At 58.5% G+C, this 15488-nt stretch carries 16 protein-coding genes; 8 read left to right on the top strand and 8 right to left on the bottom strand.

Going from position 1 to position 15488, the window contains the following annotated elements:
* Positions 1-151: 151 nt before the first annotated feature.
* On the bottom strand, positions 152-991 hold the full coding sequence (locus ACK9YZ_RS07720) for a cell envelope integrity EipB family protein (RefSeq protein WP_216757920.1): 840 nt from the start codon (positions 989-991) through the stop codon (positions 152-154).
* Positions 992-1141: 150 nt separating this feature from the next.
* On the opposite strand from ACK9YZ_RS07720, the gene ACK9YZ_RS07715 reads away from it, so the two are divergent.
* The 4 genes from ACK9YZ_RS07715 (at position 1142) to ACK9YZ_RS07700 (ending at position 4090) form a co-directional block, all read left to right on the top strand.
* Complete coding sequence (locus tag ACK9YZ_RS07715) at positions 1142-1609, top strand: RidA family protein (protein ID WP_216757919.1); 468 nt, start codon at positions 1142-1144, stop codon at positions 1607-1609.
* Positions 1609-2328, top strand: coding sequence for a glycerophosphodiester phosphodiesterase (locus ACK9YZ_RS07710; protein ID WP_416066179.1), 720 nt, complete (start codon positions 1609-1611; stop codon positions 2326-2328). The genes ACK9YZ_RS07715 and ACK9YZ_RS07710 overlap by 1 nt, the downstream gene beginning before the upstream one ends.
* 76 nt (positions 2329-2404) lie before the next feature.
* On the top strand, positions 2405-3607 hold the full coding sequence (locus tag ACK9YZ_RS07705) for a GNAT family N-acetyltransferase (protein WP_416066178.1): 1203 nt from the start codon (positions 2405-2407) through the stop codon (positions 3605-3607).
* Between the two features lie 54 nt (positions 3608-3661).
* Complete coding sequence (locus tag ACK9YZ_RS07700; RefSeq protein ID WP_416066177.1) at positions 3662-4090, top strand: HIT family protein; 429 nt, start codon at positions 3662-3664, stop codon at positions 4088-4090.
* A gap of 76 nt (positions 4091-4166) precedes the next feature.
* Here the strand turns inward: ACK9YZ_RS07700 and clpA are convergent, their stop codons facing one another.
* The 6 genes from clpA to ACK9YZ_RS07670 form a co-directional block, all read right to left on the bottom strand.
* Complete coding sequence (gene clpA / locus ACK9YZ_RS07695) at positions 4167-6656, bottom strand: ATP-dependent Clp protease ATP-binding subunit ClpA (RefSeq protein WP_216757915.1); 2490 nt, start codon at positions 6654-6656, stop codon at positions 4167-4169.
* 10 nt (positions 6657-6666) lie between these two features.
* Positions 6667-7017 (bottom strand): ATP-dependent Clp protease adapter ClpS, encoded by a 351-nt coding sequence (gene clpS / locus ACK9YZ_RS07690; RefSeq protein ID WP_216758832.1) that lies wholly within the window; start codon positions 7015-7017, stop codon positions 6667-6669.
* Positions 7018-7281: 264 nt separating this feature from the next.
* A complete protein-coding gene (locus ACK9YZ_RS07685) occupies positions 7282-7650 on the bottom strand; it encodes a phasin family protein (RefSeq protein ID WP_416066176.1) in 369 nt (122 codons plus the stop codon).
* Between the two features lie 286 nt (positions 7651-7936).
* Positions 7937-8140, bottom strand: a complete 204-nt coding sequence (locus tag ACK9YZ_RS07680) for a DUF3126 family protein (RefSeq protein WP_216757913.1) — start codon at positions 8138-8140, stop codon at positions 7937-7939.
* Positions 8141-8276: 136 nt separating this feature from the next.
* Entirely contained in the window at positions 8277-9110 is an 834-nt protein-coding gene (cysE, locus tag ACK9YZ_RS07675) for a serine O-acetyltransferase (protein ID WP_216757912.1), read from the bottom strand.
* Between the two features lie 130 nt (positions 9111-9240).
* A complete protein-coding gene (locus ACK9YZ_RS07670; protein ID WP_416066175.1) occupies positions 9241-10026 on the bottom strand; it encodes an alpha/beta fold hydrolase in 786 nt (261 codons plus the stop codon).
* A 147-nt stretch (positions 10027-10173) separates the two neighbouring features.
* Between ACK9YZ_RS07670 and ACK9YZ_RS07665 the strand changes: the two genes are divergently transcribed.
* Both ACK9YZ_RS07665 and ACK9YZ_RS07660 read left to right on the top strand, forming a co-directional pair.
* Positions 10174-10419: a zinc-finger domain-containing protein gene (locus tag ACK9YZ_RS07665; RefSeq protein WP_007827409.1), complete on the top strand. Its 246-nt coding sequence runs from the start codon at positions 10174-10176 to the stop codon at positions 10417-10419.
* Between the two features lie 28 nt (positions 10420-10447).
* A complete protein-coding gene (locus ACK9YZ_RS07660; RefSeq protein ID WP_416066174.1) occupies positions 10448-11596 on the top strand; it encodes an FAD-dependent monooxygenase in 1149 nt (382 codons plus the stop codon).
* Here the strand turns inward: ACK9YZ_RS07660 and ACK9YZ_RS07655 are convergent, their stop codons facing one another.
* Positions 11597-12787: a cystathionine beta-lyase gene (locus ACK9YZ_RS07655; RefSeq protein ID WP_416066173.1), complete on the bottom strand. Its 1191-nt coding sequence runs from the start codon at positions 12785-12787 to the stop codon at positions 11597-11599.
* Positions 12788-13167: 380 nt separating this feature from the next.
* On the opposite strand from ACK9YZ_RS07655, the gene ACK9YZ_RS07650 reads away from it, so the two are divergent.
* A complete protein-coding gene (locus ACK9YZ_RS07650; protein ID WP_416066172.1) occupies positions 13168-14193 on the top strand; it encodes an amino acid ABC transporter substrate-binding protein in 1026 nt (341 codons plus the stop codon).
* 92 nt (positions 14194-14285) lie between these two features.
* Complete coding sequence (locus ACK9YZ_RS07645) at positions 14286-15488, top strand: amino acid ABC transporter permease (RefSeq protein WP_416066171.1); 1203 nt, start codon at positions 14286-14288, stop codon at positions 15486-15488.

Raw genomic sequence — 15488 nt, 5'->3', positions numbered from 1 at the left:
CATGCCTTACGTGTGGAATGCGCGTGGCCTTACATTCGATTTGCCGTAAAAGCAAGGCTTATGCCAAAAAATCTGCTTGGATCCGCGTGCGAATTATGGAGACGATCGGCTCAGCCTGCCAGTACCGGTCAGGCCTGCGGCGAAGGCCGCCTCAGTGGCAGGCCGGCGCAGCCTTCTTGTCGAGAAGCTCAAGCTTGGCGAGCTTGCCGGTCAGGACGAAATCACCGTAGTCCATCGTCAAGTCGCGCGTGATGCCGTTCTCATAGAGCTTGAACGACATGCGGTAGACCGGCAGCGTGTCCGATTTAGCGTTCTCGTTGAAATAAGAGATCGTCACCGGCCAGAAGGACGACTTGGCGAACTGGCCGGCATTGCCGGCATCGGCCTCATCCGTGACAGGGGTCTCCTGCTTGCCGACAATGGTCGTAGTGACAAGGGATTTGTCGCCGTCGTCGGAGCCGTCGAAAACGCGAGCCTCGAAGAAGCGCTTGCCATCTTTGGCGTTCTGGATGACGTCGAGCATGTGCTCGGTCGGAAAACGGCTTTCCTCGAGCTGCAGTTCACGGCTGGCTGGCTGCGTCAGGTCGACCTTCACGCCTTCCGGCTTATCCTGAGCCGCGCCGTTGACTTCCTTGTCGAGCTGATCGTCGGTGAAAGACTTGGTATCGAAGGTGAACTTGCCGTCCTTCAGGCTTTCGAAGGTCTTGGTCTGCTGGTCGCTGACACGCACGCTGTCGCCGGTGTCGATCTGGGTGACGAAGCGGAAATTCGTGGTGAAGCCTTCACAGTAATTGCCATCGAACTCATAGACCATGCGGCCGTACATGGAGGAGATGCCGGAACGGTCCGAGGCGTCCTTCAGTTCCAGGTCGTAGACGGCGCGGTGAGCGACGAGCCCGGTCGCGATCGCAGCGCTCGTCGCCGGCGCGGCCGCCGAAACATTGGCGGAAACGCTTGCGAGAAGAAGAGCGGCAAGTGACGATCGGAACATTCATTAACTCCTGTTGGACTCGTCCGCGATGTTATAAGAACCGTTTCGGCCAAATAGAGGCAGCCAAGTCGAGGCTCGAAACTGTCACATTAAAGATTCTAGTCTTGATGCATAATTTTTGAAGAATTGACAACAAAAGCGGAGACGAAAATGTCCGATCAAATCGCCACGCGCCTGTCGGAAATGGGGATAACCCTGCCCGAAGCTGCCGCACCTGCCGCCAATTATGTCCCCTATGTCATCAGCGGCAATCTTCTCACTATTTCCGGCCAGTTGCCGCTGGAAGGCGGCAAAGTCGCGATCTCCGGCCACCTCGGCAAGACCGTCGACGTCGCCGCCGGTCAGCGTGCTGCAGAACTTTGCGCCATCAACATCCTCGCTCAGGCAAAAGCAGCGCTTGGGGGCGATCTCGGCCGTATCCGCCGCGTCATCAAGCTCAACGGTTTCGTTGCCTCTGCACCTGATTTCGTCGAGCAGCACCTCGTCATCAACGGCGCATCGAACCTGATCGCCGGCGTGCTCGGCGAAGCCGGCAAACATGCCCGCGCTGCCGTCGGTATGGCTGCTCTGCCGCTCAATGCCGCAGTCGAGATCGATGCTATCATGGAAATCGCATAATGACGAATGCCTCATGGATCAAAGAGCTGCCGGTTGCGCACCGCGGCTATCATGACCTCAACAATGTCGTCTGGGAAAATACGCTGTCGGCTTTCTCGCGTGCCGTCGAAGCAGGCTTTGCCATCGAATGCGACCTGCATTACGCCTCCGATGCAGTGCCGGTCGTCTTCCACGACGAAGATCTGGAACGCCTCTGCAACCTCAAGGGCGACGTGCGTGAACGGACCTCCCAGGAACTCGGTCTGATTGCCGTCGGCGGCACGAAGGACAAAGTGCCGACGCTGAAGCAGCTTCTCACCCTCGTGCAGGGCAAGGTACCACTGGTGCTGGAGCTCAAGGGCCGCGAAGCCGACGACGAGGGCTTTGCCGAAGCCGTTCTCGAAGTCCTCGAGGGCTATGAAGGCAAGGTTGCGCTGATGAGCTTCGACCATTGGCTGCTGAAGGACCTGAAACAGCTTGATACCCCCTACCCGCTCGGGCTAACGGCCAACGGCAACACGGAGGAAGACTATGCCGAGCACGAGAAGGCGATGGAAATCGGCCTCGATTTCGTCTCCTATTATTATGCGGACCTGCCGAACCCGTTCATCACGGCTCAGCGCGAAAAGGGCGTTCCGGTCATCACCTGGACGGTGCGCGACAGTGAGGCTCGCAAGCAGACTTTCGAGAACGCCGACCAGATGACTTTTGAGGGCTTCGATCCACGCGCGGCGGTTTGACGCTCGCTTTTTCGACAAGATCGTGCGCAGACTGGGAGGGAGCCCACTCCCTCCCCAACGGCTTCGCATTTGCTTCATGACAGACGAATCGTCAGACGAACTTTCCATTCGCATCGAGCGATCATTCACTGCGATTTCCCCAGAGCGCTGGTCCAGGCTTTCGGGAGCATCGAAGGCGTGCGATATCATCGCCTATAACCCCTTCGTTTCGCATGCCTTTCTCTCGTCGCTGGAAGAATCCGGCTCGGCCACGGCACAGACCGGCTGGCTCGGCCATCACATGCTTCTGGAAACGGACAAGGGTGAACTGGTCGGTGCCCTGCCCGGCTATCTCAAGAACCACAGCCAGGGCGAATATGTCTTCGACCACGGCTGGGCCGACGCTTTCGAACGGGCCGGTGGCAGCTATTACCCGAAGCTGCAATGCTCGATCCCTTTCACGCCCGCAACCGGCCCTCGCCTGCTCGTGGCCGAAGGATTTACAAGACTGCCAGTTCAGAATGCCATGGCGGAAAGCCTCAAGGAGGTCGTGCGCCGTCTCGATATTTCCTCGGCCCATATCACCTTCGTGCCAGAGGACGAGATGCCGGTCTTCGAGACCGATGGCTATCTCCATCGCACAGACAAGCAGTTCCATTTCATCAATGAAGGCTATGCCGACCACGATGAGTTCCTGGAAACGCTTGCCTCCCGCAAGCGCAAGGCATTGCGCAAGGAGCGTCGGACGGCGGTTGAAAATGGCATCACCATCGACTGGCTGACCGGAAAAGACCTGACCGAAGGCATCTGGGATCAGTTCTTCGCCTTCTACATGGACACCGGCGGCCGCAAATGGGGCCGCCCCTATCTGACGCGCAAATTCTACTCGCTGATCGGCGAGCGCATGGCCGACGATATCCTGCTCGTCATGGCGAAGCGCGACGGCCGCTATGTGGCAGGCGCCATCAATTTCGTCGGCGGCGATACGCTCTACGGGCGGCACTGGGGCTGCATCGAAGATCATCCCTACCTGCATTTCGAGGTCTGCTATCATCAGGCCATCGATTTCGCGCTGGAAAAAGGCCTCAAGAAAGTGGAGGCCGGCGCCCAGGGCGAACATAAGCTTGCGCGCGGCTATCTGCCGGTGACGACACATTCGGCCCACTATATCGCCCATGCGGGACTGCGCCGTGCGGTTGCCGACTATCTCGAGCGCGAGCGGGAGGATGTCGAGTACATGAATGAGATGCTGAGTGAACACACTCCCTTCCGCAAGGGCGAACGGCTGCAGGAGGATTGACGCGCTTGGCTCCGCCGCGCTACGCGATCAAGGAAAGCACGAGGAGATTTCGCCATGACCAGCGCCGCCTATGAGGACAACAACATCTTCGCCAAGATCCTGCGCGGCGAGATCCCGTCGTATCGCGTCTACGAGGACGACGAGACGGTCGTCTTCATGGATGTGATGCCGCAAGCGCCGGGCCATGTTCTGGTCCTGCCGAAGGCACCTTCCCGCAATATCTTCGACGCCGATCCGGCTTCGCTCTCTCACACAATCACCGTCGTCCAGAAGGTCGCCAATGCGGTGAAAGAAGCCTTCGACGCCGACGGCGTCTTCATCGCCCAGTTCAACGAGCCGGCCGCAGGCCAGACGGTTTTCCACCTGCATTTCCATGTCATCCCGCGGCATGAGGGCGTGGCGCTGAAGCCGCATTCCGGCAAGATGGAGGACGGTGCGGTGCTCGCAGCCAATGCGGAGAAGATCAAGGCGGAACTTGCGTAACGACGCAAAACCTTGACATATACAGCAAGCAAAAAGGCCGCTTCGCAGCGGCCTTTTCGCGTATTTCACCCGAAGCCTATTTCTTTCGAGGAACTTTCGGAACGGTCGAGCCCTTCTTAGGCGCGTCGCGGACTTCCGGTTCAGGCCGCGGCACGGTCTTGGCCTTCGTCTTCTTGACCGGCTTGGTCTTCAGCTCGCCATCATCCTCGTGAGCCGCTTCCGGATGAACCAGCTCGGCCTCCGGCTTCGGCTTGATCGGCGCCGTTTCCGGAATGGCTTCCAGAATAAGACCTGGCTTGCCGTCTTCCTTGGGACCGACGGTGACGTTGACGACGCCGCCCTTCTTCAGCTTGCCGAAGAGGATTTCGTTCGCCAGCGGCTTCTTGATGTTTTCCTGGATCACGCGGGACAACGGGCGGGCACCCATCTTCTCGTCGTAACCCTTTTCGGACAGCCAGGCGATCGCATCCTCGTGCAGGTCGAACGTGACGTTGCGTTCGGAGAGCTGAGCTTCCAGTTGCATGATGAACTTCTGTACGACCTTATGGATAACGGCCGTCGGCAGCGCCGCGAACGGGATGATCGCGTCGAGACGGTTGCGGAATTCCGGCGTGAACAGGCGGGTCAGCGCCTCTTCATCTTCACCGGTGCGCTTGGACGAACCGAAGCCAATGGCGGCCTTGGCCATTTCCGAAGCACCCGCATTGGTCGTCATGATCAGGATGACGTTGCGGAAGTCGATCTTCTTGCCGTTATGGTCGGTCAGCGTGCCGTGGTCCATGACCTGCAGCAGGATATTGTAGATATCCGGATGCGCCTTCTCGATTTCGTCCAGCAGCACCACGCAATGCGGATGCTGGTCAACGCCATCGGTCAACAGGCCGCCCTGGTCGAAGCCGACATAGCCGGGAGGTGCACCGAGCAGACGGGAAACCGTATGGCGCTCCATGTATTCCGACATATCGAAGCGCAGCATCTCGACACCCAGAGAGGCGGCAAGCTGCTTGGCAACTTCCGTCTTGCCGACGCCCGTGGGACCAGAGAAGACATAGGCGCCGATCGGCTTGTTCGGTTCACGCAGGCCGGCCCGGGCCAGCTTGATCGAGGTGGACAGGGCTTCGATCGCCACATCCTGACCATAGACGACCGAGCGCAGTTCCTGCTCGAGATTGGCGAGAACGGCTTCGTCGTCCTTCGACACCGTCTTTGCAGGGATGCGGGCCATCGTCGCAATCGTCGCTTCGATCTCCTTTTCGGTGATCAGCTTGCGGCGCCTGGACGGTGGCAGCAACATCTGGGCCGCACCCGTCTCGTCGATGACATCGATCGCCTTGTCCGGCAGCTTGCGGTCCGAGATGTAGCGAGCCGAGAGCTCGACAGCGGTCTTGATCGCCTCGTTCGAATAGCGCAAGTGGTGGTATTCTTCGAAATAGGGCTTCAGGCCCTTCATGATCTCGATCGCATCATCGATCGACGGCTCATTGACATCGATCTTCTGGAAGCGGCGGACCAGAGCCCGATCCTTTTCGAAGAATTGGCGGTATTCCTTGTAGGTAGTCGAACCGATGCAGCGGATCGCACCCGAAGACAGGGCCGGCTTCAAGAGGTTCGAGGCATCCATGGCCCCACCCGACGTCGCACCTGCACCGATGACGGTGTGGATTTCGTCGATGAAGAGAACGGCACCCGGATATTCTTCCAGTTCCTTGACGACCTGCTTAAGGCGCTCTTCGAAGTCACCGCGATATCGCGTGCCGGCGAGCAGCGTGCCCATATCCAGCGAAAAGATCGTGGCATCGGCCAGAGCTTCCGGAACCTTGCCTTCGACGATGCGCTTGGCAAGGCCTTCGGCAATCGCCGTTTTACCGACGCCTGGGTCACCGACATAGAGCGGGTTGTTCTTGGAGCGACGGCACAGGATCTGGATGGTCCGGTTCACCTCGGCGTTACGGCCGATCAACGGGTCGATCTTGCCGCCCTTGGCCTTCTCGTTGAGGTTCACGCAGTAGGCCTTCAGTGCATCCTGCTGCTTCTTCGGCCCGCTTTCTTCCTCGTTACCGCGTGCGGTTGGCTTGGACTCGGACTCGTCCTCAGCGCCGCGCGGTGGACGGCTTTCGGATACGCCGGGGCGCTTGCCGATGCCGTGGGAGATGTAGTTGACGGCGTCGTAGCGGGTCATTTCCTGCTCCTGCAGGAAATAGGCAGCATGGCTCTCGCGCTCGGCGAAGATCGCGACGAGCACGTTGGCGCCGGTCACTTCCTCGCGGCCGGAAGACTGGACATGGATCACCGCGCGCTGAATGACTCGCTGGAAGCCTGACGTCGGCTTGGAGTCCTCGTCATAACCGGTGACCAGGTTGGAGAGTTCGTTATCGACATATTCCAGAAGCGTTTTGCGGAGCGCGTCGAGGTCGACATTGCAGGCACCCATGACCGCAGCCGCATCGGCATCGTCGATCAGGGCGAGCAGCAGATGCTCGAGCGTCGCATATTCATGGTGCCGCTCGTTGGCAAAGGTCAGTGCCTGATGGAGCGCCTTCTCAAGACTAGGCGAAAATGTTGGCACGTTCAGTTCCTCACTTCTTTTCCATGACGCATTGCAGCGGATGCTGATGCTGCCGGGCAAAATCCATCACCTGGCTCACCTTGGTCTCCGCTACCTCGTATGTGAATATTCCGCATTCGCCGACGCCGTGGTTATGGACATGCAGCATGATGCGGGTGGCACTTTCCCGATCCTTCTGAAAAAAACGCTCCAGGATATGGATGACGAATTCCATTGGGGTGTAGTCGTCATTCAAAAGCAGTACGCGATAGAGATTAGGCTTCTTGGTCTTCGGCTTGGTGCGCGTGATGACCGAGGTTCGATTTCCGTTGTCCCCGTTCCTTTCGCTGTCGTTTTGCATCCGGATCGGTGTGGCGATCATTGTCATTCATTCCTCAATCAATCCGGCAGGGGAGCATGGGAGGGGTGCTTTCCCGACGAATATCTGAAACCCTAAGGTAGTTCATAATAGAGCGATTTTAAGCCCCTTGTTTCCGACTGCAATCACAATTCCGCAGGACTTGACGCAAAGGCCAAAAAAGTCTGCGTAAAAACCAGGGCAGGCTTCGGGAAACAAAAAAGACCGGCCGCAGATGCGGTGCCGGTCTTTGATTTTCAATAGGTGGCGCCCAATGCGCCACAAGATTTATGCGGCGGCGGGGGCTACCGGGGTCGCTTTCGAGACCTTGGCGACAGCGGCGGCCATCGGTGCTTCGTAGGGCTTGTAAGCATTTTTGGCGAGGTCGGCATACATTTCGCCGAGTTTGGTCGCCTCGGTGACGAAAGCCTCATAGGAAGACTTCGCATAATTGGTCTGCAATTCGAAAGCCGCCTCGAAACTCTTTAAGCCCGACAGCGTCTCGAAATGGGTGACGGCATCCTGGAAGGACTTCTTGGAATATTCGGCCGCCTCGGAGGCGATCGCCTGAAAACCCTTGGCAGTATCGGAATAGCTCTTAAGCATCGAATCCACAGCTTCCTTGCTCTTCCGGTTTGCATCGTCGAAATTGAACATGACCCATCCTCCAATTGGCTGTTGCAAGCAGAGGGTAGCTGCAATGCACAAAGAGTCAAGTAGTCTTGTGCATTGCAAAACATCCAATGGTTGCATCCACTGCCCGTGCTAAAAGCCGGATTTTTGGGCACGTTCGTCTTTTATTGATTTTGCTAAAATATATCAGGCGACTACAACCATAGGGTTATAAGAAATTTTGGCGACCCAGCGTATTTGGCGATCGGCGTAAACAAAAAAGCCATGCATCGGCTGGCGATGCATGGCTTTCGATCGATGTGACGGCCGATCAGAGATCGACGTCGAGAATCGCCATCGAGAAATTGTAGGAACGGTCGCCATCCTCGTCATCGATGTAGATGACACCCAGAAATTCTTCGCCAATGTAGACTTCCGCGGAGTCGTTCTTGCGCGGGCGCGCCTTCACCACCATCTGCGGATTCAGCGTGCGTTTGAAATAGGCGTCGAGTTTCTTGATTTCTTCAGGCTTCACTCTTCCATCTCCGTGAGCAATCTCGGTTGGCCGCTTCTTGCACAGGTAAAGCCGCGCTGTAAAGGTCGCGAGATCGGGTAGCAAAAACTGCCCCTGCCTGCATCTAGGCAGTTTTCCGCATTTTTCCAATGAAGGCTCAGATATCGGCGCCGATAACCTGATCCATCACGCGTGCAGGCTCGGAGCAACCGGCTTCACCGACGACCTTAGCAGGCACGCCCGCCACCGTGGTCTTTGGCGGCACCGGCTTCAGGACGACGGAACCGGCGGCGACGCGCGAGCAGAAGCCGATCTCGATATTGCCGAGGATCTTGGCGCCGGCGCCGATCATTACGCCCGTACCGATCTTCGGGTGACGATCAGCCCCTTCCTTGCCAGTGCCGCCGAGCGTTACACCATGGAGGATGGAGACATTGTCGCCGATAACAGCCGTTTCGCCGACGACCAGGCCGGTCGCGTGGTCGAGGAAGATGCCCTTGCCGATGCGGGCGGCCGGATTAATGTCCGTCTGGAAGACGCTGGAGGAGCGGCTCTGCAGGTACAGCGCGAAGTCGCGCCGGCCGCGGTTCAGCAGCCAATGCGCCAGCCGATGCGTCTGCAGCGCGTGGAAGCCCTTGAAGTACAGAACAGCTTCCATAAAGCGCAGGCAAGCAGGGTCGCGATCATAGACTGCCTGGATATCCACGCGCAGGATCGAACTCCATTCCGGCCAGTCCTCGAGCATTTCCTCAAAGGTCTGGCGTAGCAGGTTTGCCTGCATATCGGGATGGTCGAGGCGCTCACAGATGCGATGGATGACGCATTCCTCGAGCGAGCGATGGTTGATAACAGTCGAATAGAGGAAGGCTGCCAGCACCGGATCGCTTTCCGCAGCAAGGCGCGCTTCTTCTCGCAGACTGTCCCAGATAGGGTCCATCACCTTCAGCGGATGGGCTGCGTCCAGCGTGCGAATATCCGTCTTAGCGACCATTTACGGCCTCCTCATTTCCCGTTGGAATGCGATTATATAGAGGAAAACGCCGATAACATAAATGGGTGCCCGCGGCACACCGGTGCAGTGCGTTTTCTTGGAAATCACGTTATGTCACCTGCCGGCGACATCAACCAGCGGCGACCTTTGCGTAGAATTCCAGCACGGCCTTCTTGAACACCCGGTCACCCACGGCGAGCATGTGGTCGCGGCCGGGGATATCCAGCGCTTCGGCGTCAGGCATCAGCGCCGCAAGCTCCTGGGGAGAACCGGCAATATCGTCTTTCGTTCCAACCCCGATCAAGGTGGGCGCATCGATCTTGCCCATGTCCGCGCGTGCAACCAGATCACGCGAACCCTTGATACAGGCGGCAAGCGCCTCACGATCACTCTTCGTCTGCTCGGCAAAAGCACGGAACATCTGGCCGCGCTGATGGGTGACGTCGGCAAGCGAGGGCGCAAGCAACGCATCGGCGATCGGGTCCCAATCGCCCACCCCATCGGTCATGCCGATACCGAGGCCACCGAGCACCAGCGAGCGGACGCGGTGCGGATGGGCAAGTGCCGCAAAGACGGAGATGCGGGCACCCATGGAGTAGCCCATCAGATTGGCCTCGGAAATACCCAGATGATCAAGCAGCGCGATCGCGTCGCCAGCCATGAACCATGGCCTGTAAGCTTCGGCATCACGCGGCTTGTCGCTGGCGCCATGCCCCCTGTTGTCGATGGCAATGACACGATAGCCGGCGTCACCCAAAGTCTTTAGCCAGCCCGGATGAACCCAGTTGACGCTCGCCGACGAGGCAAAGCCGTGAATCAGCAGCACCGGCGGGCCGGAGTGATCCCCCTCGTCGAAGAAAGCGAGTTTCAGTCCATCATGGGTGAAGCTTGAAAATGCAGGCGTATTCAGGTTCATCGGGCCGTCCTTGTTTGGCGCGACCATAGTCCAGCGGCCTTTGAGCGTGAAGCCAAAAACTCGCATTGGGGCTTTGCTTTGGCACTACACTTTTCTTTCGAAGGCCTATAAGGTCCGCGCAGAATTTCAAAGCATTCGGAGACAGACATGGCCGGCCACAGCATTCCCCACTTCCAGAACGACGGCGGTCACCGCGTTATCGAAGTCGGCGTCAAGGAATTCATGTGCACTGGTGCCTCCGCTCCCTTCGACCATCCGCATATCTTCATCGATATGGGCGACGACAACGAGAAGGTCTGCTCCTACTGCTCGACCCTCTATCGCTACAATGCTTCGTTGAAGTCCAACCAGACCAACCCGCCCGGCTGCGTCTTCCACGTGAAGGCAGCGTAATTTTCCTCTTCATTAGATCGGACACCCCATGCCGGTCGAACATGCCGCCATCATCGGCGCCGGAATTGCGGGCCTGACAGCCGCACTGGCGCTCGCAAGGCGTGGCATCAGCTCCGATATTTTCGAACAGGCGTCCGAGCTTGCAGAGGTAGGTGCCGGCCTGCAGATCTCTCCCAATGCATCGCGCGTGCTTGCCGAACTCGGTGTGCTCGACGGGCTGGCCAACCTCTGGCTCGAGCCGCAATCCATCCGGCTGATCTCGGGCAGTTCGCTGCGCGAGCTCGCTGCCGTTCCTGCCGGGAGTTTCGCCAGGCATCGCTGGGGAGCGCCCTATGGTGTCCTGCATCGCAAGACGCTTCAAAAGGCTCTTCTGGATGCGGTGATCGCCAATCCGCTTTGCACGCTTCATCTCGGAACGCGTTTCGAATCGGATCTCCCGCAGGGCCGACGTTCGGCCGACGTCATCATCGGCGCCGACGGCGTCTGGTCCAAACTGCGGCAGGCAATACCGGGCGCCCCTGCCCCGCAATTCTCCGGAAATATTGCCTTCCGTTTTACCATCGCACAAGCCGAGGCGCCGGGCTTTCTCGACCGCGCCAGCGTCTCGGCCCTGCTCGGCTCCTCGGCGCATATGGTCTGCTATCCGCTGAAGGAGACCGGCGGCTTCAACATGGTGGCGATCACCGCCGGCAATATTGCCACGCGGGCCTGGCAGGGCGCGCCGACACAGGCTCAGCAGGAGCTTCTGCAGTCGCGCTTCCGTCGCTGGCATCCTGTTATTGCCGGCCTGCTTCGCGGGCGCAGCGACATCACCTTCTGGCCGCTTTTCGAAGCGACGCCGGGCAAATGGCAGGATGGGAGCAAGACCGTGCTGATCGGCGATGCAGCGCACGCGATGATGCCTTTTGCTGCGCAGGGCGCGGCAATGGCGATCGAGGATGCCTTCGAGCTTGCGGCCTTCCTCGCCACCCGTCCGGTTTCCGAAGCCATCTCGCTTTTCGAACGACATCGCATGCCGCGCATCGCCAAGCTTCGCCAGCGCGGTGCCTTCAACCGCTTCGCCTATCATGCAAGCGGACCGATCCGCCTCGGCCGCGACATCGTGCTGTCGCTGAAACCGCCGCAAAGCCTCGCGGCGGATCTTGACTGGATTTACGGCTACTGCCCCATCGACTGATCATATGGCGTTTGCCGCAGCAAAACCGCGTTCGATATCGGCCTTGAGGTCACCGATATCTTCGAGGCCGATCTGCAGGCGAATGACCGGACCTTCAGCCGGCGCCTTGGCGATCTTGCGATCGGAAAGATTGACCAGCACAGCCAGGCTTTCATAACCGCCCCAGGAATAGCCGAGCCCGAAATAAGTGAGAGCATCGAGGAAGGCATGCGCCTTCGGCTTGACCTTCTGCGGATCGCTGGCCTTCAACACGAAGGAGAAGATGCCGCTGGCACCCTTGAAGTCACGCTTCCAGATATGGTGCGACGGGAAGCTCGGCAGGGCTGGATGCAGGACGCGAGCAACCTCTTCCCGGCTTTCGAGCCATGTGGCGATCGCCAATGCGCTTTCATAGTGGCGCTCCAGCCGGATGCCCATCGTGCGCAGGCCACGCAGGATCTGATAGGAATCGTCAGGCGCACCGCAAAGGCCAAGCGTGCCATGCGTCTCGATCAGTCTCGGCCAGTGCTCCGCATTGGCGGAAATGGTTCCCATCAGAATGTCGGAATGTCCCGATGGATATTTGGTCGAGGCATGGATGGACACGTCGACGCCGAAATCCAACGGCCGGAAATAAAGAGGTGTGGCCCAGGTATTGTCCATCAGCACGACGGCACCGTGCTTGTGTGCCACCGCTGCGATTGCCGGGATATCCTGCATCTCAAAAGTATTGGAGCCAGGAGCTTCGGTCAGCACGACCGTGGTGTTCGGCTTGAAGAGCGTTTCGATGGCCGGGCCGATCGCCGGATCGAAATAGTCGACCCCGACCCCTATGCGTTTCAGGATCGTGTCACAGAAATGGCGCGTCGGACCGTAGACGGAATCGACGACCAGAACGTGATCGCCCGCCGCAACATAGGCGAGGATCGCGACCGTGACGGCGGCGAGCCCAGAAGGCACCAGCACAGTGCCGGCCGAGCCTTCGAGCGCATTGATCGCTTCGGCCAGAGCGTCGGTCGTCGGCGTGCCGCGGGTCCCGTAAGTGTATTTCTTGTTGCGCGTTTCCATGGACTTGGCATCGGGAAAGAGCACCGTAGACGCGCGCACCACCGGCGGGTTAACGAAGCCGTGATAATCGCTGGGATCATAGCCGATATGGGAAAGACGGGTATTGATGCCGGCACCCGGCAGGAGACTGTCTAGATCTTTCATGCGGAAAATGGCCTTCTGGCGAGGGTATGCAAAGGCCGAACTCTTGAACCCCGTCGTCATCAGGGTCAACCCCTGCAACTTGACGTGATAGCCTCGCCCTGCAAAGCCATTGGCCTCTATTTCGCGATTTTAGCGCTATTTTTTCCTCAGGCTAAAGCCCAATTTCTAGCCAAGTGCCTAGAGACGCAGCGCAATCTACCAAAATGCTGAATTTTGCCGCAATTATTGGCCGCGACACTTGACCATAGTGATATTTGCGACTGTGATAGACTCACTCGCGCCGGGAGGGTTGCGGGAAACGGGGAGGCACACGGGCAAATTCAATCCGGCCACTCCCCAAAACGATAAAATATAAGACAACGGAAAAAAGGTTGGGAAAAATGAAGTACAAGCTCCTGTCCGCAGCTGTCGGCGCAGCAGTTTTCGCTCTTGGCGCTTCGGCCGCTTCGGCCACAACTCTCGGAGACGTAAAGGCAAAAGGTTTTGTCCAGTGCGGCGTCAACACCGGTCTTGCCGGCTTTGCTGCCCCTGACGCTTCCGGCAACTGGTCGGGCTTCGACGTCGATTTTTGCCGTGCGGTTTCCGCTGCGATCTTCGGCGATCCCAACAAGGTGAAGTTCACCCCCCTCAGCGCCGCCAACCGTTTCCCTGCCCTGCAGTCCGGTGAAGTCGACGTGCTCGCCCGCAATACGACCTGGACGATCAACCGTGATACGGCTCTCGGCCTGAACTTCCGCTTCGTAAACTACTATGACGGCCAGGGCTTCATGGTTCGCAAGAGCCTCAACGTGAAGTCGGCTCTGGAACTCTCCGGCGCATCCGTCTGCGTTCAGTCGGGCACCACGACCGAACTCAACCTCGCCGACTATTTCAAGGCCAACAATCTCCAGTACAATCCAGTGGTCTTCGAGAAGCTCGACGAAGTCAACGCCGCCTATGACTCCGGCCGTTGCGACGTCTACACGACCGACCAGTCCGGCCTCTACTCGCTGCGTCTGACGCTGAAGAATCCCGACGAACACATGATCCTGCCGGAAATCATCTCCAAGGAGCCGCTCGGTCCAGCCGTCCGCCAGGGTGACGACCAGTGGTTCGATATCGTCAGCTGGGTCGGCTATGCGATGGTCAATGCCGAAGAATTCGGTATCACGCAGGCCAATGTCGACGAGATGAAGAACTCGCCGAACCCGGATATCAAGCGCTTCCTCGGCGTGGAAGCCGACACCAAGATCGGTACCGACCTCGGCCTGACCAACGACTGGGCCTACAACATCGTCAAGACCGTCGGCAACTACGGTGAAGTCTTCGAAAAGAACATCGGCCAAGGCAGCCAGCTGAAGATCGCACGCGGCCTTAACGCTCTCTGGAACAAGGGCGGCATTCAGTACGCTCCGCCGGTTCGCTAACCGAAAAGCCGGAAAGGCGGGAAACCGCCTTTCCTCATCCTCCTATAAAAAAGCTCCGAAAAGGGGCGCATAACGTGGGGAATTGGCCAGGCATGACGCATCAGGTTGCGGATTCATCCTCTTTGACCAGGAGCGGCTGGAGCTTCCAGTCTGCCCTCTATGACCCGACAATTCGGGGCATCTTCTTCCAAGCTCTTACCATTATATTGCTGGTCGCGTTGGTCTGGTCGATTGCTCACAATACAGCAGTCAACCTTGCACGCGCCAACATCGCATCGGGTTTCGGCTTTCTGAACGGCCGCGCTGGTTTCGAAGTCGGCCAGTCGCTGATCCAATATTCGAGTGATTCGACCTACGGCCGTGCACTTCTCGTCGGCCTTCTGAACACGCTGCTGATCGCCGTCACCGGCATCATCACTTCAACAATAATCGGCTTCGTCATCGGCATCGGCCGCCTGTCGCGGAACTGGCTGATTGCCAAGCTCTGCACGGTCTATGTGGAAGTCTTCCGTAACATTCCGCCGTTGCTCGTGATCTTCTTCTGGTATTCTGGCGTTCTGGCTATTCTGCCCAATGCCCGTGATTCTTTGCATCTCCCCCTCGGATCATATCTGAACAATCGCGGCCTCGCCTTCCCCAAGCCGATCTTCGGCGACGGTTTCTGGCTGGTCGGCGTTGCCTTCGCTGTCGCGATCATTGCCACTGTTATCACCGCACGGTGGGCGCATCGCCGTCAGGCAGCGACAGGTCAGCCGTTCCACACGATCTGGGTTTCGATCGGCCTCATCGTAGGCCTGCCGCTCGTTGCCTTCCTGCTCGCAGGCGCACCGCTGTCTTTTGATTTCCCGGTCGCCGGCAAGTTTAATCTGACCGGCGGTTCCGTGGTCGGCCCGGAATTCATGTCGCTTTTCCTGGCACTTTCCTTCTATACGGCCGCCTTCATAGCCGAGATCGTGCGCTCAGGTATCCGCGGCGTGCCCAAAGGACAGACGGAGGCGGCAGCTGCACTCGGCCTGCATCCTTCGGCAATTACCCGACTGGTCGTCATTCCGCAGGCGTTTCGCATCATCATTCCGCCGCTAAGCAGTCAGTATCTGAACCTCACCAAGAACTCGTCACTGGCAATCGCTATCGGTTTTGCCGATCTCGTCGCCGTCGGCAGCACGACGCTGAATCAGACCGGTCAGTCGGTAGAGGTTATTCTCATCTGGATGGTCATCTATCTCGCCATCAGCATCGTGACCTCGCTGCTGATGAACTGGTTCAATGCCAAGATGGCCCTGGTGGAGAGGTAA

It is taken from the genome of Rhizobium sp. ZK1 (assembly GCF_047782645.1).
In the GTDB taxonomy this organism is placed as follows: domain Bacteria; phylum Pseudomonadota; class Alphaproteobacteria; order Rhizobiales; family Rhizobiaceae; genus Rhizobium.
Note: the sequence above shows the minus strand (reverse complement) of the source record. Positions and strands in the feature narration are given on the sequence as shown.